We start from the raw sequence: 25,777 nt of genomic DNA, 5'->3' as shown, positions 1-25,777 counted from the left end.
CCGGAGAGGAGGAAGGAATTTGGGTGTCATGAATAAACTTATGAATTTTTTTGGTCTGGAAAATGAAGAGTACGTAGAAGAATATGTGGAAGAAGAGCGTGAACAGGAAGCTCCTCCTAAGAAAAATGGCCAGAAATCATCAGCGGGAAGCAATGTGGTGAGCTTGCATGCAGCCAGAGACCGGGAAGGTATTAGGCTCATGCTATTCGAACCGCGTCATTATAGCGATGCCCAGGATATCGCAGATAGCTTGCGAAATAGAAGACCTGTTGTAGTTAATTTACAACGTGTGGAGAACGATCAGGCAAAACGCATTATTGATTTCCTCAGTGGCACGGTCTATGCCTTGAATGGGGATATCCAAAAGGTAGGAGAACAAATTTTTGTTTGCACGCCTGATCATGTAGATATCCAGGGAACCATTTCAAGCGTAATAGTAGAAGAGTAAGACATCAAGTTACTGAGGTGAACAGATGTATACATTGGTTGCAATTATTAATTTTGCGTTTCAAATCTACTTTTACATGGTAATTGCCTATGTCTTTATGTCATGGGTGCCACAAATGAGGGAAACGTCTATTGGTCAATTGCTGGAACGATTGGTAGAGCCTTATCTATCTATTTTCCGCCGTTTCATTCCGCCGCTTGGCTTTATTGACCTATCCCCAATGGTTGCCATGATTGCATTGTATTTTGCTAGAGAGGGCCTATTTTCTTTATTGAGTAGGTTCTTGTAAAGAGAGCGATTTGTAGATGAGTATTTACCATCACTTTAAAAAAGAAGAATATCCATTCGTAGAACGAGCGCTGGAAATGCTAAGGCTAGTGGATGAGCGGCAAATCATACGCTTGACGGATTTCCTTGATCCACGCCAGCTTTTTATTCTACAAAGTCTTACTTCACAAGTACAGGACGTCAGAGTATCGGCATCCGGGGGATACGATGGTGCAGAGAGGGTACGTGCCCTGTTGCATCCTTCCTATATCGTACCTGAGGATGTCGATTTTGGCTTGCGCTTGTTTGAAATTAAAGGTAACCAACGTTTTATTGCATGGGAGCATCGGGATGTCATGGGGGCATTGCTGCATGTAGGCATAAAACGTGAAAAGTTCGGTGATATCTTGGTTAGCGAACACTCGTGTCAAACCGTGGTAGCCGAAGAAATAGCAGATTTTGTGCGAATGCAGGTTGCTTCTATCCATAGGATTCCCGTTAGCTTGCAAGAGATATCTTTTGCTGAACTTACCGTACCTGAGAAAAAAGGAACAAACAAAACCTTTACCGTAATGTCCGCTAGACTTGATGCTATCATTGGAGAGGTATGTAAGCTTTCGAGAGCGAAGGCGTTGCTCCCCATTCGTGCTGGAAAATGCAAAGTCAATCATAAAATCGTCGAAGACCCCTCGCATAGTATTGCTCAAGGTGATATGATTTCGCTTGGTGGCTTTGGTCGATTTGAAATTACAGAGGTAACCGGGCCAACTAAGAGTGGTCGTTTACGTCTGACAGCATTTATTTTTTCATGATTACGCGCATTTTTCCCGAGCCAAGGCAGGAATTTTTATAGAAACTGTCGAAAACATGGGGTAACTTGCCAACATAAGAAAACGGGGAAAGTGAGGAACTGTCTATGCCATTAACGCCTCTTGATATACATAACAAGGAATTTAGTTCCGGTTTCCGCGGTTATAATGTGGATGAAGTCAATGAGTTCTTGGACCAAATCATAAAAGACTTCGAGCTTATGATCAAGGAAAAAAGGGAAATCGAAGAGCGTATGTCTCTATTAACAGAGCGTTTGGACCATTATAAGAACTTAGAAGAGAATTTGAGCAAATCAATCCTAGTTGCTCAAGAAACAGCAGAAGAAGTGAGAAACAATGCTCGCAAGGAAGCACAGCTTATCTTAAAAGAAGCTGAAAAAAATGCCGATCGAATTATCAATGAAGCCTTGGCTAAATCACGCAAGGTAGCAATTGAGATTGAAGAGCTGAAAAAACGCGCTTCTGTCTATCGCATGCGTTTTCGCACATTGCTTGAAGCACAATTGGAAATGCTGGAAAATGGCGATTGGGACGATTTGCAAAAAATGGATTCCTCCTATGAAGGATAACTAACGGAATAAAGCATTGACGTTCTGTCAAAGATGGAATTATAATGTATAGCAAGTTTTTATTCAGTTTTTACCCATATATCAAACAACGATGATCGGGATAGTAAAGGTGCCAACATCCGTAACAGAGAGCCAGGCGGTGGTGAAAGCTTGGACGGAGCTGCTCCTCGAAAATCACCCAGGAGTTCATACCTGAAAGCGTCCAGCATGATGTGAGTAGGTGAGCGTTACATTCACGTTACGAATGAAATGAGTGGACATGAAACAGCAGGGCAACTTGCCATATCATGTTTATTAGGGTGGTACCACGGGAAGCTTTTCTCGTCCCTACGGGGATTAGAAAGGCTTTTTTTGTTGGAAAAAAATAGCTGTATATGCTAAATAGCCTGTAATCACCCGGCAATAAAACTGGTATCGTAACTATAATCAAGGAGTGAATACAGATGAGTATCGATTATGGAAAAACGCTTAACCTTCCAAAAACCGAATTTCCGATGCGTGGAAATTTGCCAGTTCGTGAGCCAGAAGTAGAAGCAAGATGGGAAGAAATGGACATCTATAAACAAGTTTTGGAGCGTACTAAGGATCGCCCAAGCTTTATTCTACATGATGGCCCTCCTTACGCGAACGGAGATATCCATATTGGTCATTCTTTAAATAAAACATTAAAGGATATTATCGTACGCTACAAATCCATGGCTGGTTTTTATGCTCCATATATTCCAGGTTGGGATACGCATGGCTTGCCAATTGAACAAGCGATTGTAAACGCACAAAAATTAGATCGCCGCAACATCGAAGTAAACGACTTCCGTAAACGTTGTGAAGAATACGCTTGGAGCTATGTAAATAAACAACGTGATCAATTTAAACGTTTGGGTATTCGTGGCGATTGGGAAAACCCTTATGTAACATTGCTGCCTGAATATGAAGCAGCCCAAATTCGAGTGTTTGGTGCCATGGCTACAAAAGGCTATATCTATAAAGGTCTGCGTTGCGTATACTGGTCTCCATCCTCTGAAACAGCATTAGCAGATGCAGAAATCGAATACCATGATAAGCGTTCTGCTTCGATCTACGTGCGTTTCATGGTGAAGGATGGAAAAGGTAAATTAGATCAGGATACGGGTGTCATCATCTGGACAACTACTCCTTGGACACTCCCAGCTAACAAGGCTATCTCACTAAATCCCGATCTGGAATATAGTGTAGTGATTGCAGATGGAAATAAATATGTAGTAGCTTCTGGTCTAGTAGAATCCGTAACAAAAGAAATTGGCTGGGAGCAAGTAGAGACTGTCCAAACCTTTAAAGGCTCTGATTTAGAAGGAATTGAGACACAGCATCCATTCTACGACCGTATTTCCCCAATCATTTTGGGTGATCACGTTACATTAGACGCTGGTACAGGTTGTGTTCATACCGCACCAGGACACGGGGAAGACGACTTTAACGTTTCTAAGAAATATAATATCGAAGTACTATGCCCAGTCGATCATGAAGGAAAGATGACACAGGAAGCACCAGGCTTCGAAGGCTTGTTCTATGAAGATGCTAATAAAGTGGTATCTGAAAAACTGAAGGAAAACGGAGCTTTGTTAAAATTAAGCTTCATCACTCACTCCTATCCACATGACTGGCGTACGAAAAAACCAATCATTTTCCGTGCGACAGAGCAGTGGTTTGCGTCGGTAGAAGGCTTCCGTAGCCAAATGCTTGAAGCTATTAAAGAGGTGAAATGGACTCCGCATTGGGGCGAGACACGTCTTGCTAATATGGTGGCAGATCGCAATGACTGGTGCATTTCACGTCAGCGTGTTTGGGGTGTACCAATTCCAATCTTCTATTGTAAAGCATGCAACGAACCAATTATCAATGAACAAACTATTGATCATATCGCTAACTTGTTTGCTAAAGAAGGTTCTGGCGTGTGGTTTGCCCGTGAAGCGGCTGATCTAATTCCAGCAGGATTGACTTGCGATTGCGGCTGCAAAGAATTCCGTAAAGAAACAGACATCATGGATGTTTGGTTCGATTCAGGTTCCTCCCATGAAGCAGTATTGCGTCAACGCGACAATCTAAGCTGGCCTGCTGATTTATATCTGGAGGGTTCTGACCAATATCGCGGCTGGTTTAACTCTTCTTTATCTACTTCAGTAGCTGTTCATGGCAAGGCACCATATAAAAGCATCCTAAGCCATGGTTTCACATTAGATGGTGAAGGACGCAAGATGTCCAAATCACTTGGTAATACGATTGTTCCAAAAGAAGTAACAGACAAGCTAGGTGCTGATATTTTACGCCTATGGGTATCCTCAGTGGACTATCAATCAGACCACCGTATCTCTGATGCGATTCTTGCTCAGAATGCAGAGGTTTATCGTAAAATCCGTAATACGTTCCGCTTCCTGCTTGGTAACCTAGCTGGCTTTGATCCAATGAAAGATCGAGTAGAGTACGATCGCCTGCCTGAGTTAGATCGCTTTATGCTGGCAAAAGCGGCAGAAATGGTAAAACGTACACGCAAAGCATACGATGAATATCAATTCCATACTGTATATCAAACTGTGCATAACTTCTGCACGATCGAGCTTTCTTCTTTCTATATGGATATCTCTAAGGATCGTTTGTATGTTGAAGCGCCAGATAGCGAAGAGCGTCGTGCAGCACAAACGGTTATGTATGATATCTTGCTTGACCTAGTGAAATTGTTATCACCGATCATCCCGCATACAGCAGATGAAGTGTGGCAGTTTATTCCAGGTGTAACAGAGGCGAGTGTACAGCTTACCGATATGCCGGAAGTAAATGAACAGCATTTATTCAGCGAAGAAGAGCAGGCAAGATGGACGTCCTTCTTAGAGGTGCGCGATGAAGTGCTAAAAGCAATGGAAGAAGCGCGCCGCAACAAAGTATTTGGTAATTCCGTCGATGCTAGATTAGTTCTTTATCCACACACGCAGGAAGTATATCAAGTGCTGATGGATATGGAATATTTAGCAGATCTGTTTATTGTAGCTGATATTGAAATGCATGAGGCTGGCACGGAGGCACCTACGGAGGCTGTTAAGCTTGAAGGCATTTCCGTAGTTGTCCTTGCAGCTGAAGGTGGAAAATGCGAACGCTGCCGTGTCGTAAAAGAAGATGTAGGCACAGTGGAATCGCACCCAACTACATGCGAGCGTTGTGCTACGATTGTTGACGAACACTTTTCACATGTGACGGAGTAAATTTACTTGGTCACATCGTTTCCAAGCGAATTACATTGATTTTACAAAGAACGTTCTTATTAGGGAAAAAAATTCCCTAGTAAGAACGTTTTTTTGTGGGGCATACTACCAAAACGAGAGCTCTACACTTTTAAGTAAGGATGGTGTCCAGATGGATAAACAGACGCTGGCTCATGTTAAGCAGAGACTCCTGGATGAGAGGGAGAGCATAACAAAACGTTTAGAGGAGAACGATCACTATGGTATGAAAAGCACTATGGGTGAAACTACCTCCGAGCTTTCCACTTATGATAATCATCCTGCAGACATTGCTTCTGAATTGTTTGAGCGGGAAAAGGATATTGCCTTGTACCAGTTGGATCGGGAAACATTAGGCGAGATAGATCAAGCATTAGAGCGTATGGATGCAGGAACATATGGCATTTGTACTGTCTGCGGAAAAGAAATTCCAGCCGAAAGATTAGAAGCCCTGCCGCAAGCACTAACATGCAAAGAACATGCTCCATCTCCAGCTGTTAACAATCAGCGTCCCGTTGAGGAGCAGTTTATGAAACCAGCCTTTGGACGAACTTCGCTGGATGAAAAAGAAGCAAATTCCTTCGATGGCGAAGATGCATGGCAAATTGTTGAATCATGGGGAACCTCCAGTACGCCCTTTTCTTTCCAAGACACGGATAAAACAGATTATAACCATATGTATATTGAGGCAGATGAAGCTGATGGTTATGTAGAAGCCGTGGAGCAGATTGGTTACACCGATATGTATGGCTATCATGGGCCAGACAGTGTTCATTTTATGCGGAGCCATACGTATGATCGATACATGGATCAAAACGAGGGAAAAGGGATATTCATATCGTATGACCAGTATTTAGATGATTTAGCTAAGCAGGAAGCCGATGAGGATATTGATGATCTTAGCAACCTGTAAGATGGAGGTATTTAGTTGATTATCGAACGGATCGAGACATACCCTTGCCTTCACCGGTTACGTGAGCCTTATGGGGATGCAAATGGCTACAAAAAGTATCGTTCCTGTTACATGATTAAAATCGTGACATGCTCGGGACTGGAAGGGTGGGGGGAATGTATTGATTGGTTACCCACGCTGGAGGTGGGCTTTCGCAAACGAATTATTCCCTATTTAATTGGTAAGCAGGCAACAAAGAGAAACAAGCTGGTCACTGTTGTGAAAAAGTGGCATCAACGAGCCGCTACTGCCGTTAGCATGGCCTTAATAGAAATTTTGAGTAAAAGTGGTGGGCTCCCCATATGCGATTTATACGGAGGAATGTGGCGGGACACCATACCTGTCTATGCTTCATTGCAATCGTATCGGGATACACCTTACTGGGAGCAGCAATCTTGTAAACAAGTAGAACAGGCTTTACTTGATGGCTTTCGAATGGCCAAAATTAAAATTGGCGGGAGAACAATAAAAGAGGACCAAGCTCACGTGAAGCTCTTAATGGCTAAGCTTGACTCTCAAATGTCTTTTGCCTTGGATGCAAATCAGAGCTATGATGTGGCTAGTGTGGGAGCATGGCAGCAGCTTTTTTCAGAATGGAGGAATCTGTTGTGGCTAGAGGAGCCCATGCCGATGGATCGCTTGCATGATTATGTTTTATTGCGATCTAAGCTTTCCATTCCATTAGCAGGTGGAGAAAATCTCTTGCATGTAAGGGATTTTCACAATCTATGCCAGCTTGGAGCGATTGATATTGCCCAGCCTGACCCGATGCATGAGGACGGAATCGATGGGTATCGACATACGCTATCAACTGTGCGTAGTTTTGGCTATCGTGTGTCCCCACATGTATTTGATGGTGCTTTAACAAGGCTGTATGCATTGTTTGCCCAAGCCTGTCTGCCTGCATGGAGCAAGATGACAGGAGATGAAATCGAACCAGTTGAATGGGATATCATGGAAAATCCCTTTGCCAAACTAATTCCTCTCTCTCCGCACCAAGGGATGGTTACGCTGCCAAAAGGAGTGGGACTTGGTATAGAGATCGATACCGACATCCTAGCACACTATAGCTGGGATGGTAGTATATATCAGGCCTAAGTACATTTCATGATTACGTTGATCGTTTAAGAAAAGAGGACGTATGATGGCTCAAGCGCAAAATAACAAGAAAAACCTCATAGGATTAACAGGTGTTCCATTGGTTATGGTACTTGGAAATTCAATGTTAATTCCCATATTGCCAACAATGAAATCGGAATTGCACTTAACTTCTTTTCAAACCAGTTTTTTAATTACTGCTTTTTCTATTGCGGCCGGAATCATTATTCCATTGGCTGGCTATCTATCTGACCGATTTAATCGCAAAGTGGTCATAACGATCGCTTTAACGTTATATGGCGCAGGCGGATTGCTTGCAGGCTTAGCGTCCCTATGGTTAACCAATCCCTACTGGTTAATTATTTGTGGAAGGGTGTTACAGGGAATAGGTGCAGCGGGAACATCACCCATAGCTATGGCTTTAGTAGGAGACTTATTTGATGGTGCCTCCGAAAGTAAAGCGCTTGGACTATTGGAAACCTCTAACGGGTTGGGTAAAGTGTTAAGCCCAATTTTAGGCGCTCTATTCGCCTTATGGACATGGTACGCAGTCTTTTTAGCTTTTCCGGTCATATGTGCAGTAGTTCTAACTATTTTTTTGCTATTGGTAAAGGAAAAGAAGCAAAACAAGCAACCCAAATCAGTTAAAGAGTACCTTGGCTCGATTGGCCAGATATTTAAACAAAATGGAAAATGGCTCATTCCAGCCTTTTTTATTGGTAGCATATGCTTGTCTACGCTATTTGGTGTGCTTTTTTATCTATCGGATTTATTGGAGGAGACCTATCAGATTGATGGTATTCTAAAAGGTGCCTTTTTAGCTATTCCCCTGCTGGCTCTGAGCATTATGGCATTTATAACAGGAGCTATTATTAAAAAGAGACTAACGGTAATGCGCTACTTTATTATTGCAGGGATGCTCTTACTGACCATTTCTTATGCTGGGGCAAGCTTTGTTTCTAACGTGTACTTCTTAATAGGAATTCTTGTATTTGGTAGCGTAGGAACCGGCATGATTCTGCCCTGCCTCAATTCTATGATCATTGGAGCGGTTACAAAGACAGAGCGTGGTATGATTACGTCTTTGTATAATGGTGTCCGGTTTATAGGAGTAGCGTTGGGGCCTCCGATTTTTACGTGGTTATTGGGATTTTCGACGAAAGTTATGTTTTATTCGATTGCTTCTGTCACGTTACTATTTGCTATAATTGCATTTTTTACTATAACGCCGCAAAAGGGCAGCAATTCTCAAGGAGCTTCGCAGGAGGGAACTGTTAAAAAGGAATCTTCAGCAGACGGGAATTCAATGGATTCGTCAAAATCAGCAGGTACTAAAAGTGAAGCCGAATCCTCTGCCAAGGAAAAGAATCTTTTGGATCAGAAGGCTTTGGATGAGATGACTTTGTTATTAGAAATGCGAGAGGAAACAAAAGATCAGCAAAAACAGGAGCAATTGAAAAAGGAACTGGGTTTTGACCTAGGAGATTTGTTTGAAAAGCTACTTACCAAAAAAGAAAAAGACAAAACGAAATAGATGCTTAGCCTCCAGGTTTTGGAGGTTTTTTTGTATTCTACTATTTCTATAAAAAAATGACTGCTAACAAAAATAAACAAAAGTAAAAACAAGGGTGGTTCTATTGACATTTCAAGTAACGATGATATGATAATGTATAAATTGAATCCGATAATTTTATAACAACTTCTTATCAAGAGCGGTGGAGGGACTGGCCCTATGAAACCCGGCAACCTTGATTCATTCAAAAGGTGCTAAATCCAGCAGAAGTATTTCTGAGAGATAAGGAGAATGGCAGATACATAGACATGAAGCCCTTCTTCTTAGAGAGAAGGGCTTTTTTGCATAGGTTTTTCACAGACAAATGAATCACAAAGGGCGGTCAAAGAGGAAAAAATGTATCCTTGCAAGCATATAACCAAGTATTCCGATATAAAAATAGGGTATTAGAGAAAAGTGGGGGAACTTACGTATGTATCTGTTAAAAAGAATATGTACCATGCTCATAACATTATGGATTATTGTGACACTAACCTTTGTCATTATGCATCTTATACCGGGTGATCCATTTGCTACTGATTCGCAAATGCTGCCGGCTGATGTCGTCCAAAATATGCGGGAAAAATATAATCTGGATAAACCAATGGCACAGCAATATTTGTTATATCTAAAGGATTTGGCCCAGTTGGATTTAGGACCTTCCATACAATCAAAATCACGTGATGTAAATACATTGATTGCTTCTGGATTTCCTGTATCGGCAACACTAGGTCTACAAGCGTTATTTTTAGCTTTATTTCTTGGTATTTCCTTAGGAATTATCGCAGCCCTTTATCATCATAAATGGTTGGATTACGTTTCGATGTTTATTGCGATCATAGGGATTTCTGTCCCAAGCTTCATCCTGGCTCCACTGCTAATCAAATTAGTTGCGGTTGAGTGGAAGCTTTTGCCGGCTGCCTCCTGGGGATCATGGAAACATTCAATCCTGCCGTCTGTTACATTAGCGGTCGGTCCTATGGCTATTATCGCCCGCTTTGTTCGGGCTAGCATGCTTGAGGTTTTTAGTCAGAATTACATGAAGACGGCAGAGGCAAAAGGCTTACCTACGTTTGCAATCGTGGTAAAGCATGGCATTCGTAACGCCTTGATACCAGTGTTAACCTTTATCGGTCCGTTGTTTGCAGCGCTGATTACGGGCACGTTTGTAGTTGAAAAAATCTTTGCCATTCCAGGCATTGGCAAGTATTTCGTAGATGGCATCTTTAATCGTGATTACCCAGTTGTGATGGGAACAACGGTTTTTTATAGCACGGTCCTGATCTTGTCGTTGTTTTTGATCGATGTGTCATACCGACTGGTGGACCCAAGAATTAAGCTAACGAGCAAGGGGGACTAACAGATGGCGCAATCTTCACTGCATTCTGAACAAGATCATCTTTTTCGACCTGTGGATAAACGAGTTTTTGAGAAGCATCAGATAGATCGTCCTAGCCTAAGCTATGGCAAAGAAATGCTACGAAAAATCATACAAAACAAGCTGGCGATGCTTGGTTTCAGTTTATTAATCCTTGTGGTCATGCTTTCGCTGATCGGTCCACATCTAGTAGCCTTCAGTCCAGAAAAACAAGATTTGATGCTTGGAAATCTCAAGCCTTCCGGTACTCATTGGTTTGGGACAGATGATTTAGGACGAGATATGTGGGCGCGCACCTGGGCAGGTGGACAGATTTCTCTTTTTATCGGCTGTATCGCAGCAACCATCGACTTATTGATTGGCGTAGCTGTCGGTGGAGTCTCGGGTTATATGGCAGGACGCGGTAGGGTAGGGGATCGTATTGACAGCATCCTGATGCGTATTGTCGAGGTTTTATATGGCATTCCTTATTTACTGGTTGTGATTTTATTGATGGTGGTGCTAGAGCCTGGACTGTCCACTATCATTATCGCCCTTTCTGTTACAGGCTGGGTTGGCATGGCTCGTTTGGTACGTGGTCAGGTCTTGCAGTTAAAACAACAAGAGTTTGTACTAGCGGCCGAAAAGCTAGGAACCTCACACGCCAAAATTATTTGGAAGCATCTGTTGCCAAATGCCTTAGGAATTATCATCGTGAATCTGACTTTTACGATACCTCAGGCGATCTTTGCTGAATCCTTTTTAAGCTTTCTTGGTTTAGGGGTACAAGCACCGAGTGCTAGCTGGGGAACGATGGCTAATGATGGTATAGGCGTGATTTTAAATGGCCAGTGGTGGAGACTGTTTTTCCCGGGCTTATCTATTTCACTAACGATGTTTGCCTTTAATGCTTTCGGAGATGGCTTACAGGATGCACTTGATCCTAAAAGTAAAAAGTAGAAGGGAGGGATAATCATGGGACATTTGCTAGAGATAGATGAGCTGGAAGTTGGGTTTACGACATATGGCGGTGAGGTTAAGGCGGTTCGTGGGATTTCGTTTTATGTGGACAAAGGAGAGGTGGTAGCCATCGTCGGTGAGAGCGGCTGTGGCAAATCAGTTACAGCGCAGGCAATCATGGGGATGGTTAAGGCAGGAAGCGGTGTTAGGACAGAAGGCTCTATTCGCTTTGCTGGACAGGAAATGACAGGTTTGTCTAAAAAGGAATTGCAGGAGATTAGGGGTTCTAAAATAGGAATGGTGTTTCAAGACCCAATGACATCACTAAATCCTACGATGAAAATCGGCAAGCAAATTGCGGAGGGCTTACGAAAACACCAAGGGCTCTCCCAACAGGCGGCACAGCAAAAAACGATTGATCTGTTGCGGCAAGTAGGCATCCCAGAAGCAGAGAAGCGCTATCATCAATATCCGCATGAATTCTCGGGAGGAATGCGCCAGCGGGTCGTAATTGCGATTGCGATTGCCTGTAATCCACAGCTATTGATCGCTGATGAGCCAACAACCGCATTGGACGTGACCATTCAAGCACAAATTCTTGACTTGCTGCTTGAATTACAACAAACAACCAGTACCTCGATCATTATGATCACGCATGATTTAGGAGTCGTTGCAGAAGTGGCTCAGCGGGTGGTAGTGATGTATGCTGGAAAAATCGTAGAAACAGGGACAGTCGATGAGTTATTTGAATCGCCGGGACACCCGTATACAAAAGGGCTATTAGACTCGGTGCCAAAGCTGGAACAAGCCGGGAAGCATCGATTAGTCCCGATTGATGGAGCACCACCAGATTTATTTGCTCCGCCAAAAGGATGTCCATTCGCTCCTCGCTGTCCACATGCGATGGAAATTTGCCTGGATCATCTCCCGCAACCGACCACATTTTCAGCTACACATCAGGCGAACTGCTGGCTGCATGACCCAAGGGCTCCACGCCAACAAGAATGTAGAGTAGCAGGGAGGGAGTGAGAAATGGTGCGAAGCTTAGAAGTTACAGAAGAAAAAGAACAATCTGAAACTCTGTTGAAATTACGCAATGTAAAAAAATACTTTTCCTTAGGCTCTGAGCAAACAGTGAAATCGGTCGATGACATTACGCTGTCTATTAAAGCAGGCGAAACCTTTGGACTGGTGGGCGAAAGCGGAAGCGGGAAATCAACGCTGGGACGCACAGCGGTCGGATTGTACCAGCCTACAGATGGACAAATTCACTTTGCAGGGAAAGACATCACCACCTATAGTCGGCAGGAAAAGCGTGAATTCAATCGGAATATGCAAATGATTTTCCAAGACCCATACTCCTCCTTAAATCCGCGTATGCGAGTAGGTGACATTATCGGAGAGGGGATGGATGCTTATGGCATTGCGAAAGGGGCTAAACGTACAGAGCGTATCTATGAGCTTTTAGAAAAAGTAGGTTTGCGACCAGAACATGCAAAACGATATCCTCATGAGTTTAGCGGAGGACAGAGACAGCGAATCGGGATAGCCCGAGCCTTAGCAGTAGAGCCTACCTTTATTGTGGCAGACGAGCCTATTTCCGCTTTAGATGTCTCGATTCAGGCACAGATTGTCAATTTATTAGAGGATTTACAGCAGGAACGAGGACTAACCTATTTATTCATCGCACATGATTTGGCGATGGTGAAGCATATCAGCGATCGGATCGGCGTCATGTATTTGGGTCAGATGATGGAGGTTGCAGACAGTGAGACATTATTTCAGGAGCCGCTTCATCCATACACACAAGCCTTGTTGTCGGCGATCCCAGTATCATCAACAGCAAAAAAGGCTAAGAAAGAACGTATCGTGTTAACAGGTGAGCTACCAAGTCCGTTGCAACCACCAGCCGGATGCCCGTTTTCCACCAGATGTCCTGTTGCAATGCCGATCTGTCGAGAAGCTAAACCAGAGTGGAGGGAGGTGAAGCCGGATCATTGGACGGCTTGCCACTTGCACCAGTAAGAAAAGAGAGATAACGAGGAGGAACCATCAGTGAAAAAACTTTTATCGCCAGCGTTGGCCATTCTATTATTCCTAGTACCAACTCTGACTGCTTGTGGAAATCAAACAGGTACAGCGGGTACGCCTGAAGCAGGAGCTAGTGTTAAACAGGAATTGACAGTAAATTTGGCAGGTGAACCATATTCACTTGATCCTGCCATTGCGACGGATACGAAATCCTTTTGGATTATTGATCATCTATATGAGGGGCTATATGCCTTTGATAAGGAAGGAAATGTGGTAGAGGGAGCTGCTAAAAAAGTAGAGATTTCTCCAGACGGAAAAACCTATACCTTCACGATTCGTGACGATGCGAAATGGTCTAATGGTGATGCTCTGACAGCCAAGGACTTTGAATATTCCTGGAAGCGTGTCTTACATAAAGAGACGGGGGCTACTAATGCATTTTATCTGTATTATATAAAAGGTGCAGAGGCCTATAATAAAGGGGAAGGTAAGCTAGAAGATGTGAAAGTAAAGGCAACAGATGACAAAACATTGGTAGTGGAGCTGAATGCACCTACTTCCTATTTCCCAAAAGTAATGATGAATAATGTTTACTTCCCTGTAAATCAAAAGGTTGTGGAAGGAAATAAAAATTGGGTAGCAGAAGCAAATACCCTCGTATCTAATGGAGCTTATCAATTAGCTAGCTGGGAACATGACAGTCAATTAACGCTAACAAAGAGTGAAACCTACTGGAACAAATCGAATATTAGCATGGATACACTACATTTCAAAATGGTGCCAGATGCAACTACTTATTACCAAATGTACAAGACAGGTGAGCTAGATATCATTGATACGTTGCCAATCGATGCTATCGAACAAGAAAAGAACAATGCGGAATATGTAAGTCTACCTAAATTTGGGACTTATCTGTATACTTTTAATGTGACGCAGGAGCCATTTACAAATGCTAAAATCCGTCGCGCCTTTGCCTTAGCTGTCGATCGTGATCAATTGACGAAGAATGTGACTAAGGCAGGTGAAACACCAGCATTCGCTTATGTGCCACAGGGTGTTAAAACGGCTGGTTCTGATTTCCGTAAAGAAAAGCCAACTTATTTCACGTTTGATCCAACTGAAGCGAAGAAGCTATTGGCTGAAGGGATGAAGGAAGAGGGCTGGAGTAAACTACCTGCGGTCACATTGAAGTACAATAATGCACAAAACCATAAAAAGGTAGCCGAAGCTCTGCAACAAATGTTTACAAATAATCTTGGCGTCGATGTGAAGCTAGAAAACCAAGAGTGGAAAACCTACATTGATACCTACAAACAAAGTAACTTCCAGATGGCTCGCATGGGCTGGGTTGGTTCTTTCCTTGATCCGGTTGCAATGCTTGATTACTATCTAGGCGAGAGTCCGAATAACCAAGCGAAATGGGTCAATCCACAATTTGACGAGTTAATGGAAAAAGCCAAAGTAGAACAAGATGAAGCAAAGCGTAATCAATACCTACATGAGGCTGAAGATGTTTTCATGCAAGACTTGCCTGTGCTTCCACTCTTCTTCTATTCACAGAACTATTTAAATACCAAAACCTTAAAGGACGTCACATACAGTGTTTATAAGAATCCAGACTTGCGTTGGGCTAAAAAAGGAGCAGAGTAGCAAGTAGGGCTAGCATTAGAGTAAATGCTTTTATACGTATACCTGACATCTTAGGTCTGCTTCTGCCCCAAGAGGAGCAGACCCTCTTTTTTCATACAAAACACATGCTTAAAGACTAGAGAACAATAGAATAGCAAACATGGTTCAGCCAATACCAGCAAGATAAAGGGTTCACCAGTGAAGGAGATTACTATGGATACAATTATGGATACGCTGTTTCTAACAGGCTTACTCCTAGTGCTGGGAGGAGCGATTATTTATGTATGGATAAGCAAGTTTTTTGCCACGTTTATGAAGGGATTTTATCTATTAGGTAGCACTCTATTTAAAAAGTCAAAGGCACTTCAGCAAATTGACGAACAGATGTCTGAGGATACAAATCTGCAAGAATGGAAACGAAAACGAGCAAGGCAACTGATGGCGCTCCTGTTAGTGGCAGGGATGCTTTTGATCATCCTATCGCTGATTTGGGCTGGCATCCAGTTGTCATGACACCATATAGTTAATAAGTAGAGCAAAATACGTAACGAAAAGGGGAGCATACATATGTCAGAAGCAGTAACAATCATTACAAACGCTACTATCATCCTAGGCAATGGGCAACAAATTGATTCAGGCAGTATTTTATTGGCAGAAGGAAAAATTAAGGCGGTAGGGAAAACAGAAGAGATTGCAGAGCAAATCAATCAGCTAAAAAATCAATACAAGGAGTCCGTTACAATCCATGCAGAAGGAAAATATGTTACACCGGGACTTATTGATGTACACACACATCTTGGTGTTCATGAGGAGGGTATCGGAAGAGAAGGGCATGATTATAATGAGACGAGCTCACCAGTGACACCATATGTAAGAGCGTTAGATGGAATTAACCCTTTTGAGCGAGGCTTTCTTGAGGCTCGAAAAGCAGGTGTAACAACTGTTCAATCCATGCCGGGCAGCGCTAATGTGATCGGTGGCGAGATGGTTGTCCTAAAGACGGCAGGGACGATTGTCGATCACATGATTGTTCGTGAGCCCTCTGGAATGAAAGCAGCTTTTGGTGAAAATCCCAAGCGTGTCTTTGGCGCTAAGGACAAGGCACCTATTACACGGATGGGGACTGCTGCATTGTTTCGCCAGGAATTTATAAAGGCGCAAGAATATTTGGAATCTAAAGAAAAAGGAGAGGCCGTGAAACGTGATGTAGGCCTAGAAAATCTGGTAAAGGTGTTGAAGCGAGAGATTCCCTTACGTGCCCATGCTCATCGTGCTGATGATATTGTAACAGCACTTCGCTTAGCAGAGGAATTTCATATTGAAATCACAATCGAGCATTGCACAGAGGGGCATAAAATCGCGGATTTCTTAATAGATAAAGGGGTCAGTGTTTCCGTGGGGCCTACTCTTTCCTCACGCTCCAAAATTGAGCTAGCAGATAAAGGCTTCCATACCCATCTTGCCTTGGCAAAAGCAGGTGTACCTTTTAGCATAACCACAGATCATCCTGTTGTAGGTATCGAATACTTAGTGACCAGTGTAGCGCACGCTGTAAGCGATGGTTTGGATGAAGCGTTAGCTTGGCAAGCTATTACACTGCAAGCTGCCAAGCATCTAGGGGTAGAAGAACGTGTTGGTTCTTTAGAGGTTGGAAAGGATGCTGATGTGGTTATCTGGAGCGGGCATCCGTTTCATATACAAAATAAAGTAGAAAAGACATTTATCAATGGTGAACTGGTGTATGAGCGTGTAGAAAACTAAGCAAAATGAAGCAGGTGAATTATGATGAAGGTAGATCAAACACAGGCCGTCCAGATGGGGACGGATCGCACTGAGTCAGAGCTGGAAAATAGAATCATTACCTACGTAGAACAAAACAAGCAGCAATTTATTTCGGTTAGTCATGCGATTCATGAGCATCCAGAGATCGGCAATGAGGAAGTGTATGCACAAGGGGTATTAACAGCATTATTAGAAGAGGCGGGCTTTCAGATTGAAAAAGGGGTGGCTGGTCATCCTACAGCTTTTCTTGCACGTAAAAAGGTAGGGGAGAAAACAGGACCTACGCTAGGATATTTAGCTGAATATGATGCCCTGCCAGGTCTAGGCCATGCGTGTGGCCATAATATTATTGGGACAACAAGTGTGCTTGCAGCTATAGCGTTGGGTGAAACGCTCCAAGAGACCGGTGGAGAGGTGGTAGTGTTAGGAACGCCGGCGGAGGAGGGCGGTCCAAACGGCAGTGCAAAAGGCAGCTTTGTTAAACATGATTTGCTGAAAGGAATCGACGCATGTATGATGGTGCACCCATTTAGTCACAATCGTATTACGGGGACAACCCTCGCTGTCATTCCGCTTGATTTCGAATTTATTGGCAAGGCGGCTCATGCAGCGGCTGCACCAGAAGAAGGGATCAACGCACTGGATGCTGTTATTCATTTGTTCAATGGGATCAATGCTCTGCGTCAGCATGTGACGGCTGATGTCCGTATTCATGGAATTATTACCCATGGGGGAGACGCACCGAATATTGTACCTGAATATGCTAAGGCCAGATTCTATATTCGTGCGGCAACGCGTCACAGTTGCCTGAAAGTGACGGAAAGAATCAAGGAGATTGCCCAAGGAGCGGCATGTATGACGGGTGCGACTGTCAATATTATTGCTTTTCAAAATGAAGTAGATGATATGGTGCTTAATCGAACGTTTGATGGAGTGTTTCAAGCGCAAATGGAACGGTTTGGTTATTTGGTAGATACGCGTCATCAGGCGGGTCTTGGCTCTACCGATGCAGGAAACATCAGCTACGTGGTCCCAACCATTCATCCCTATATTAAAATTGGCTCAGAAGAGTTGGTCTGTCATACAGATGCGTTTCGTGAAGCAGCCAAATCCCCAGAGGGTGACGCGGCACTGATTGTGGGCGCTAAGGTATTGGCTTTGACAGGTTTTACCCTAATGACGAACGAGGCTGTGCTGACAGAGATTAAACAAGAATTCTTTCAACGAAAACAGGAGCTAGCCCTACAGTCGTAAGCGACTGGGGGCAGCTCCTGCTTTTTTATATGTAACGATCACAGTTTTTTGTCAAGCCGTGCTAAAAGTGGAAGAGCATAGCGTATATTTATAAAATTTCGTACTAAGGTTATTCGCTATCCCATCTCGCACAATGCTGGTAAGATTTGATTCTGTTAAAATTCATGCCAATTCAGGTGAAAATTGTGCAAAAATAAATTTCCTCAAAAAATACTAAGAAATGTAATCCTGTTGTGACGGGGATATGTTATAATTTTCCTACTACAATAGCTTCCTATCTCAAAGGTGGTCGGCTCACCCCTAGAAAAGATATGCCAGAGGGGGGTGAGAACATGGAGGTTTATCAAGCGCTGTCCCTGATGTTTATGTTTGGGATGTTCCTGTTAGCTTTGTTAACCTACCTGAAAAAGAAATGACCTCATGCTGTGCACAAAGCACAGGAGGTCATTTCTTGTCTATAGCTGATGAGCTGATTCATCGAAGAGAATCAACTATTGTAGAAGGCTGTGAGTGCGGCAACACTCACGGCTTTTTCTATATTACCATATGCAAGTAACTACATTTTAACACAAAAGGGACAAGGTGACTAAGCCTGTCCTGAAAAGACGCTACGCTTAGTTTATTTGATATAGCCTAAGTCACGTAAATGAGCGATGGTCAGTGGATAGACATCGTCTTTTACAAAAGCGCTATATCGCTCATCTGAACGCAACTCCTCGGCTGTTGGAATTTTATCACTGATAAATGCCCCGCCAACCGATCCTTCTATAATAGAAGCGACCTGTCGTTCCACCTCTGCTACATAAATATCTTTCACAATCGAATCTCCGACCGTATACTGACCGATTTTTTTGATGGCGGATAAGTGATAGCCTGTTTCTTCGTACGTCTCTCGAATGGCAGCGGCAATGCTTGACTCGCCGGGCTCTACTTTGCCACCGGGAAGCTCATATCCTCGTTTGGTATGGATCGTGAATAAAAGCTTGCCTTGATAAAAAGGAAAGACGAGGACGTGCTTAGCCTGCTCCTCTCGAAATTCCGCCGGGTCAAAGCTTAACGTCATGGGTACGCCTGTCGTATCGTAAAAAGTGTCCATGTTAGGCCTCCTTGGCATGCAAAGCAATGTGTTTTGCGGTTTTCATAGCCTGACCGATGGCAAGTGAAAGACTAGCATAATCACTTCCATTTGTAATATCTCCAATGGCATAGATCCATTCATGAGCAGTGCGCAGATGCTCATCAACCGTTAGAAATCCGCCCATTTTATCCACTAATTCTGCCACCGGGCTACTATTAGCAGCGATACCAACACGAGGTAAAATCCAGTCAACCTGCAAGCGATGTATCTCTTGGTTGTGCGTTTGTAAATCAACAGAGCATCTATTGCCCTTTGATTGTGCCGCTTTTACCTCCGTTTCCATCCAAATGGTCACGTTAGGTAGTGAAGTGGCTTTTTGTACCCATTCTTGTCGACCGCGAAATTGATGATTACGGACGGCAAGCCAAATATGATGTGCGTAGGCGGACAGATTACAGACACTTTCTAAGGCACGATCTCCACCGCCAATCACCAGAATATCCTTTTGATCTAATAAATGAGCCCCCGAGGATGTAGAAAACTCTGGACCTAACACATGGGCCGAAACCTCTGCAAGCTGTGGTAAGTGAACAGGACTCACCCCTGTGGCAACAACTACATAATCTGCCTGATACGAGGTTTGATCTGTATGTATCATTTTGGTTTGATAATCAATGCTACGCAGGCATTCTTGATAGCGAATAGGGATTTGCAATACTTGCACACTTTCGCGTAAGTCTGTCAGCAATTCCTCTCCATTTGCATATAGTTTGGGGGGGAGGTCCCAAATGCGATTATGAATATAGTGAATTTGACCGCCAAGCGAATCGCTTTGTTCTATTACGAGGCAAGAAAGCCCAAGCCGTTTGCACCAAATCGCAGTGGAAATACCCGCCATTCCAGCGCCAACGATCAGCACTTGAACATGTTTCAATTTCATTTCCCCCGCTTCTTGCTAAGATGGTTGCTTCTCTTCATTATAACAAATATCACTGCACTGGGGGATACATTAAGCAAGCATGTTCCTAAAACCACAATGGATTCCTCCTACAATGAGATTGTCTAAGCGGGCAAAACACGGTAAACTAGAAAACAGTTTTTTTACTAGATCAGAAGAATAAAGCTATTGATAAAAGGGAGCCGTTTACATGAAAGTCATTATCGCTGAAAAACCTGATCAGGCCTCAAAGCTCTCCAGCCCATTTGCACATAAAAAACAACAAGGATATATTGAAATCGCTCCACATCGTTTATTTCCACAGGGAGCATTGGTGACTTGGGCTGTCGGACATATTTGCGAATTAGTTCCACCAGAAGATTACAACCCTACTTGGAAAAAGTGGAGCATGGAGACACTGCCCATGATACCGGAACGTTTTCGCTATCAGGTAATGAAATCAAAGGCCAAGCAGTTTACGATCATTAAACAACTGCTAAAACGCTCAGATGTCACAGAAATCATTCATGCGGGTGACGCAGGGCGTGAGGGTGAACTCATTATTCGTACGGCTATCGAGCTTGCTGGTGTAAAAAAGCCAATGAAAAGACTATGGATTTCCTCCTTGACGGATCGTGCAATTGTGGAGGGATTTGAGCATGTATTAGACGAAACACACACTCGTAATCTGTATTATGAGGCCTACAGTCGCTCCTGTGCAGACTGGCTTATTGGTATGAATGCTTCTCGGATTTATACAATTCTCTTTAAGCAAAAGGGTGTTTCGGATGTATTTTCTGCAGGACGTGTACAGACTCCTACTCTAGCACTCGTTGTCAAAAGGGAAAAGGAGATTGCTAATTTCAAATCAGAGCCATTCTGGGAAGTGATTGCTTCCTTTACCATAGAAGGAAAGAAATATGAGGGGATTTGGCAAAAGGACGGAGAATCCCGCCTGTTTGACGAGCAAATGGCTGCACGCATAGCTCAATTCTGTGAGAAAAAGCCTGCTAGTGTGCAGGAGGTTAAGAAAGAACGCAAGGAATTTTTGCCACCCTTCCTATTTAATCTCTCATCCTTGCAGGCAACCGCTAATAAGATTTTTAAGTTTTCGCCTAAAAAGACGTTGGATGTAGCTCAACAATTATATTTGAAGGGATTTTTATCTTATCCGCGTTCTGATTCCAGCTTTGTTACACCAGGAGAAGCTAAGAGTTTTCCAGAAATTTTGTCCAAGCTGGCTAAAAAGAAGGAATTTCAATCATTCTTTCCTGCGCCAATTCATTCAGTAGCAAATAACAAACGCTATGTAAATGAAAAGAAGGTAACGGACCACTACGCTATTATTCCTACCGAGCAGGTGCCTCATTTGGACAAGCTCTCTGCTGATGAACGCCATATTTATGATTTGGTGGCACGTCGTTTGATCGCTGCTCATTATGAGCCGGCGATTTTTGACTATACTACGATTACTACCTTGGTGGATGGGCGAGCAACCTTTATCAGTAAGGGAAAATGTCAGGTGCAAGCAGGCTGGCGAACCGTGTTATTTCAAGGTCAGGACGAGGACGACAAGGATAAGGATGAAGAAAAGCTACTGCCGCCTGTTGAAAAAAATGAAACAGGGAAGGTAAGCCGTGTAAAAGTCAAAGCGGGCAAAACCCAACCGCCGAAACGCTATACAGAGGGTCAATTAATTACGCTAATGAAGACCGCAGGTAAGCATTTAGAGAATAGCGAGTGGGAAAAGGTTTTGTCTAAAACCGAGGGGCTTGGTACAGAGGCTACACGAGCGGGTATTATTACCATGTTAAAGGATCGCAAGTATATCGAGGTGAAGAAAAACCAAGTATTTGCCCTAGAGAAGGGAAGCTTATTAATTGATGCCATTGGAGATAAGATTCTCGCTTCTCCAGAGATGACGGCTCGCTGGGAACAACGGTTGGCCGAAATTGGGCAGGGGCAGGCTTCGGCGCAGGAATTTATGGAGCAAGTCAAAAAATTAGCGTACAAGATTGTTCAGGATGCTACCGAGCAATCTGCTACATGGGACTTTTCCGGTATGGATATCGAGGCGATGCCTAAGCAAGCCTCTACGTTTACTCTAGGGAAAAAGATAGCGGTTTGTGCTGGATGTAAGGGCTCGATTGTAGATAAAGGAAATTTCTATGGCTGTGATCAGTATAACAAGACGGGGTGTAAAATCACTTTACCGAAAAAATTACTCGGCAAATCCTTGTCTGCCACCAATGTGAAAAAACTGATGGAGCAAGGAAAAAGCGGATTAATAAAAGGCTTTAAAAAAGGTGACAAGACGTTTGATGCCTATTTGAAATGGGATATAGAGAAAGCGCAATTCCAATTCGAATTTGAAGCAAAAACAGCTTCTTCGGGTGCTAAGGAGTATAAAAAACCAAGCTCAGGAGCAACGAAAGGGAAAAAGATTACAGAAGCGCTATATTCTACTGAGTAGAAAAGAATAAAAGTAGGCAAAGTAACAAACAAGAAAGAAAGGGGGTGTGATGTATGAATCAAGCAAGACCGATTTCCGTTAACGATCGAATAACATCGATTGATACCGTTAGAGGCATTGCGATCCTGGGTATATTTCTGGTGAACTTACCAGCTATGCTAGGAATCCAACCGCTTGACACAAGAGGATATACCCAAGGCGTCGATGCCGTGTTTCGTTTTGGTTATGACTTATTTATCCAGACAAAATTCTACTCCTTGTTTGCCTTTTTATTTGGATTGGGGTTCTATCTATTTATGAGTAGAGCAGAAGCGAAAGGGTCGCGGATGAGGTCCCTTTTTTCGATGCGTCTAGTTGTGCTGTTTCTTCTGGGATGCCTGCATTTTCTGCTTTTGTGGTACGGTGATATTTTACATATGTATGCATTAGTGGGCTTTTTACTTTTATTTTTTTATCGTCAGAAGGCATCAGCCTTGTTTGTGTGGAGCATTTTTTTAATGGCTCTGTTTATGTTGTTTATCTGGTTTGCTTATTCCGGGGATATTGATTTAGATCAAACAGTGCTACTAGAAGCTCCTTGGTTTAATGGACTAGAGGATTATACACAAAAAGTAAGTCAACGCTATGAAATGCTAAGTGGCATCCAGATTCTCAATGTAATTATCTATATTCCTGAATTACTAGGACTTTTTTTGTTGGGATTGTGTGCAGGAAAGATCAACTTTTTTCAACGTGTGCATGAATGGAAACGTGGATTGCGCATCACTCAGATTGTCAGTCTGGTAGTAACGATTCTATTGTTTATTCCGATGTTTCGTTATTATTTCAGCCATGAAGTCTATGTGTCTGAAGAAATTCAAAAGTACATTCAATTGACGGGGAAAACTTTGTTCGTCTTTTATCTCGTATCGATTGTTCTGCTTCTGGAAAACAAACGTTTTCGAGCAAAAATGCAAGGCTTCACATATGTGGGGCGCATGGCATTAACCAATTACTTATTGCAGACATTGGTCACAGTCCTGTTGTTTTCCCTGTTTATTCCTAATACGGCAGGAATTCCGCTATGGATTGGATTTATATTTTGTATTACGATCTATCTATTACAGATCATGTTTAGTAAATGGTGGTTATCTCAGTATGCCTTTGGACCAATGGAATGGCTGTGGCGATGTGCAACCTATATGCAAAAACAGCCACTACGGCTGAAGCAACAAACCCGTGAACGATCATAGATAGAAGGCAAAAAACTAGTTGAAATCTAATGGTTTATCATCTATAATGGCATTATCTTTTTTAATAAAATAATAAAATCCTCATCATATCTGGTGAGGTAGAGGTTGCGGTATTTAAGAGTATGCTGGACGAGACCCAGAGATGTTGTAGACTCCATCAGAAAGGAAAGACCGCCGAAGCTTGTACAAAGACTCTGTGATGTACAGGCTGGGGCTGTTTCCGAAAGGGACAGAACTGTCACGTTTATTTGCCGAATAAGCGTGTTGTGCTATCTTCATGGAAGGTATGATGCGGGTTACGTATAAATCCGTCGACAGATTCTACAATGACGGATTTTTTATATTCCCACTCCTTCCTTGCACGTATCTTTGAAAAGATAAGGAGTGTTTTTTTATGTCTCAAGCAACAACTGGGAATGAAAGTGTAACAAACATATCGACAACTAGGGATGGAGGACAGCCTCAGGAATTGAAGCGCGGTCTAAAGGCTCGACACCTGACAATGATCGCTCTTGGCGGTTCTATTGGTACGGGTTTATTCCTAGCAAGTGGTGGAGCTATCTCTCAAGCAGGCCCTGGTGGTGCGATTGTAGCATATGTAGCAATTGGTATTATGGTATATTTCTTAATGACCAGCTTGGGTGAAATGGCAGCTTATATGCCGGAGTCAGGGTCTTTTAGTACCTATGCAACAAAGTTTGTAGATCCTGCTCTTGGCTTTGCATTAGGATGGAACTATTGGTATAACTGGGCTATTACGATTGCAGCCGAGTTATCTGCCGCTACGCTTTTAATGAAATTTTGGTTCCCGAACAGTTCATCCTTATTATGGAGCGGCTTATTTTTAGCCTTTATGTTTGGATTAAACTATCTATCTGTAAAAGGATATGGGGAGTCAGAGTTCTGGTTCTCGATGATTAAAGTAGCAACAGTTATTATTTTCTTGGTAGTTGGTATCTTAATGATTTTTGGCATCATGGGCGGAGAGGCTGTAGGCTTTACGAACTTTACCATTGGCGACGCTCCATTCCATGGCGGCTTTATGGCAGCCCTTGGTGTATTTATGATTGCTGGATTTAGCTTTCAGGGTACAGAATTAATCGGGGTAGCGGCAGGAGAGAGCGACGATCCGCGTAAAAATATCCCAAAAGCCATCAAGCAAGTGTTCTGGCGCATTCTGTTGTTCTATGTTTTTGCCATTTTAGTTATTGGCTTGCTGGTACCCTACACTAGTCCGAATCTGGTAGGTGGAGAAATAGAATCGATTGCTCTGAGCCCGTTTACAATGGTATTTGAAAAAGCAGGCTTGGCATTTTCTGCCTCTGTGATGAACGCTGTTATTTTATCGGCTGTATTATCCGCGGGTAACTCTGGTATGTATGCTTCTACACGTATGCTGTGGGCGATGGCGAAGGATGGGAAAGCACCTAAATTTTTTACAAAACTAAACCGCCGCGGTATTCCGATTTACTGTTTGTTAATGACAGCATCAGTTGGGATGGTTGCTTTCTTCGCTTCTTTTTTTGGCGATGGGGTTGTTTATGCATGGTTGCTTAATGCTTCTGGTATGTCTGGCTTTATTGCTTGGTTGGGCATTGCAATTAGCCACTATCGCTTCCGTCGAGCGTTTGTAGCGCAAGGGCATAGCTTGAGTGAATTGCCTTTTAAAGCAAGATGGTTCCCATTCGGTCCGCTATTTGCTTTTATACTGTGCATCGTTGTGATTATGGGGCAGAATTACGAGGCATTTATTGGAGATAAAATTGATTGGTACGCTATGATGGTATCCTATATCGGCATTCCGATCTTCCTTGCTTTATGGTTGGGATACAAATGGATTAAGAAAACAAAGGTTGTGAAATTGCACGATTGTGATTTTAGCAGTGCACATGTAAGAGACTAGCTTGTAGTCCTTTTATATTGCTCATAGTAATCAATACAGGAAAAACCACTTCTCAAGCAAAAGGAAGAAATTCTGAGGCTTGTGAGTGGTTTTTTCTATGCTTCTTGAACGTTTCCACTCCTCGTAAGCTTCTTGTCCATCGATTTTTCTTTTAAAAAAATTTAGTAAATATAAAAA

At 43.0% G+C, this 25,777-nt stretch carries 22 protein-coding genes, 2 riboswitches and 1 other annotated feature; of the genes, 20 read left to right on the top strand and 2 right to left on the bottom strand.

Annotated features, from left to right (window positions below; translation table 11 throughout):
- Positions 1 to 19 precede the first annotated feature (19 nt).
- From GOP56_RS09455 to GOP56_RS24375, 17 genes are all read left to right on the top strand, one after another.
- A complete protein-coding gene (locus GOP56_RS09455) occupies positions 20 to 448 on the top strand; it encodes a cell division protein SepF (protein ID WP_003342669.1) in 429 nt (142 codons plus the stop codon).
- A 25-nt stretch (positions 449 to 473) separates the two neighbouring features.
- Positions 474 to 737 (top strand): YggT family protein, encoded by a 264-nt coding sequence (locus GOP56_RS09450; protein WP_003342671.1) that lies wholly within the window; start codon positions 474 to 476, stop codon positions 735 to 737.
- Between the two features lie 16 nt (positions 738 to 753).
- A complete protein-coding gene (locus GOP56_RS09445; protein WP_003336711.1) occupies positions 754 to 1,527 on the top strand; it encodes a YlmH family RNA-binding protein in 774 nt (257 codons plus the stop codon).
- A 104-nt stretch (positions 1,528 to 1,631) separates the two neighbouring features.
- Positions 1,632 to 2,114 (top strand): DivIVA domain-containing protein, encoded by a 483-nt coding sequence (locus GOP56_RS09440; protein WP_003336713.1) that lies wholly within the window; start codon positions 1,632 to 1,634, stop codon positions 2,112 to 2,114.
- 82 nt (positions 2,115 to 2,196) lie between these two features.
- Positions 2,197 to 2,446 (top strand) — a binding site (T-box leader).
- Between the two features lie 117 nt (positions 2,447 to 2,563).
- Positions 2,564 to 5,344 (top strand): isoleucine--tRNA ligase, encoded by a 2,781-nt coding sequence (gene ileS, locus GOP56_RS09435; protein ID WP_174250717.1) that lies wholly within the window; start codon positions 2,564 to 2,566, stop codon positions 5,342 to 5,344.
- 151 nt (positions 5,345 to 5,495) lie between these two features.
- Entirely contained in the window at positions 5,496 to 6,275 is a 780-nt protein-coding gene (locus GOP56_RS09430; protein ID WP_003336716.1) for a TraR/DksA C4-type zinc finger protein, read from the top strand.
- 15 nt (positions 6,276 to 6,290) lie between these two features.
- Positions 6,291 to 7,412, top strand: coding sequence for a mandelate racemase/muconate lactonizing enzyme family protein (locus GOP56_RS09425; protein ID WP_163245436.1), 1,122 nt, complete (start codon positions 6,291 to 6,293; stop codon positions 7,410 to 7,412).
- Positions 7,413 to 7,455: 43 nt separating this feature from the next.
- Positions 7,456 to 8,946 carry an MFS transporter gene (locus GOP56_RS09420; protein WP_163245435.1) on the top strand — a complete coding sequence of 497 codons (1,491 nt, stop codon included), beginning with the start codon at positions 7,456 to 7,458 and terminating at the stop codon, positions 8,944 to 8,946.
- 166 nt (positions 8,947 to 9,112) lie between these two features.
- A riboswitch (SAM riboswitch) is annotated at positions 9,113 to 9,214 on the top strand.
- 183 nt (positions 9,215 to 9,397) lie between these two features.
- Positions 9,398 to 10,324 (top strand): ABC transporter permease, encoded by a 927-nt coding sequence (locus GOP56_RS09415; protein WP_096886014.1) that lies wholly within the window; start codon positions 9,398 to 9,400, stop codon positions 10,322 to 10,324.
- A 3-nt stretch (positions 10,325 to 10,327) separates the two neighbouring features.
- Positions 10,328 to 11,281, top strand: a complete 954-nt coding sequence (locus GOP56_RS09410; RefSeq protein WP_096886016.1) for an ABC transporter permease — start codon at positions 10,328 to 10,330, stop codon at positions 11,279 to 11,281.
- A gap of 15 nt (positions 11,282 to 11,296) precedes the next feature.
- A complete protein-coding gene (locus tag GOP56_RS09405) occupies positions 11,297 to 12,310 on the top strand; it encodes an ABC transporter ATP-binding protein (protein ID WP_003336722.1) in 1,014 nt (337 codons plus the stop codon).
- 3 nt (positions 12,311 to 12,313) lie between these two features.
- Positions 12,314 to 13,306, top strand: a complete 993-nt coding sequence (locus tag GOP56_RS09400) for an ABC transporter ATP-binding protein (RefSeq protein ID WP_163245434.1) — start codon at positions 12,314 to 12,316, stop codon at positions 13,304 to 13,306.
- A gap of 30 nt (positions 13,307 to 13,336) precedes the next feature.
- Positions 13,337 to 14,962: a peptide ABC transporter substrate-binding protein gene (locus tag GOP56_RS09395; RefSeq protein ID WP_163245433.1), complete on the top strand. Its 1,626-nt coding sequence runs from the start codon at positions 13,337 to 13,339 to the stop codon at positions 14,960 to 14,962.
- Positions 14,963 to 15,154: 192 nt separating this feature from the next.
- The gene (locus GOP56_RS09390) at positions 15,155 to 15,454 is read left to right on the top strand and encodes a DUF3899 domain-containing protein (protein ID WP_101668745.1); all 300 of its coding nucleotides are present in this window, start codon (positions 15,155 to 15,157) and stop codon (positions 15,452 to 15,454) included.
- A 54-nt stretch (positions 15,455 to 15,508) separates the two neighbouring features.
- Complete coding sequence (locus tag GOP56_RS09385) at positions 15,509 to 16,702, top strand: amidohydrolase (RefSeq protein WP_163245432.1); 1,194 nt, start codon at positions 15,509 to 15,511, stop codon at positions 16,700 to 16,702.
- A 24-nt stretch (positions 16,703 to 16,726) separates the two neighbouring features.
- Positions 16,727 to 17,977, top strand: coding sequence for a M20 family metallopeptidase (locus tag GOP56_RS09380; protein ID WP_003336728.1), 1,251 nt, complete (start codon positions 16,727 to 16,729; stop codon positions 17,975 to 17,977).
- A gap of 311 nt (positions 17,978 to 18,288) precedes the next feature.
- A complete protein-coding gene (locus GOP56_RS24375; protein ID WP_309303873.1) occupies positions 18,289 to 18,393 on the top strand; it encodes a putative holin-like toxin in 105 nt (34 codons plus the stop codon).
- A gap of 203 nt (positions 18,394 to 18,596) precedes the next feature.
- Here GOP56_RS24375 and GOP56_RS09375 read toward each other — a convergent pair whose 3' ends face one another.
- On the bottom strand, positions 18,597 to 19,073 hold the full coding sequence (locus GOP56_RS09375) for an NUDIX domain-containing protein (protein WP_022584312.1): 477 nt from the start codon (positions 19,071 to 19,073) through the stop codon (positions 18,597 to 18,599).
- 1 nt (position 19,074) lies between these two features.
- Positions 19,075 to 19,995 carry an NAD(P)/FAD-dependent oxidoreductase gene (locus GOP56_RS09370; protein ID WP_163245431.1) on the bottom strand — a complete coding sequence of 307 codons (921 nt, stop codon included), beginning with the start codon at positions 19,993 to 19,995 and terminating at the stop codon, positions 19,075 to 19,077.
- A gap of 208 nt (positions 19,996 to 20,203) precedes the next feature.
- On the opposite strand from GOP56_RS09370, the gene GOP56_RS09365 reads away from it, so the two are divergent.
- The 3 genes from GOP56_RS09365 to GOP56_RS09355 all read left to right on the top strand — a co-directional run bounded on the left by GOP56_RS09365 (position 20,204) and on the right by GOP56_RS09355 (position 25,600).
- The gene (locus GOP56_RS09365; protein WP_163245430.1) at positions 20,204 to 22,465 is read left to right on the top strand and encodes a DNA topoisomerase III; all 2,262 of its coding nucleotides are present in this window, start codon (positions 20,204 to 20,206) and stop codon (positions 22,463 to 22,465) included.
- A 53-nt stretch (positions 22,466 to 22,518) separates the two neighbouring features.
- Positions 22,519 to 23,697 (top strand): DUF418 domain-containing protein, encoded by a 1,179-nt coding sequence (locus GOP56_RS09360; protein WP_163245429.1) that lies wholly within the window; start codon positions 22,519 to 22,521, stop codon positions 23,695 to 23,697.
- 91 nt (positions 23,698 to 23,788) lie between these two features.
- Positions 23,789 to 23,977: riboswitch (Lysine riboswitch) on the top strand.
- Between the two features lie 114 nt (positions 23,978 to 24,091).
- On the top strand, positions 24,092 to 25,600 hold the full coding sequence (locus GOP56_RS09355; RefSeq protein ID WP_035318693.1) for an amino acid permease: 1,509 nt from the start codon (positions 24,092 to 24,094) through the stop codon (positions 25,598 to 25,600).
- Positions 25,601 to 25,777: the final 177 nt, after the last annotated feature.

Origin of the sequence: Brevibacillus sp. 7WMA2 (assembly GCF_010748895.1) — a bacterium.
In the GTDB taxonomy this organism is placed as follows: domain Bacteria; phylum Bacillota; class Bacilli; order Brevibacillales; family Brevibacillaceae; genus Brevibacillus_B; species Brevibacillus_B halotolerans.
The sequence above is the reverse complement of the archived record's forward strand: the minus strand, read 5'-3'. Positions and strand labels throughout refer to the sequence as shown.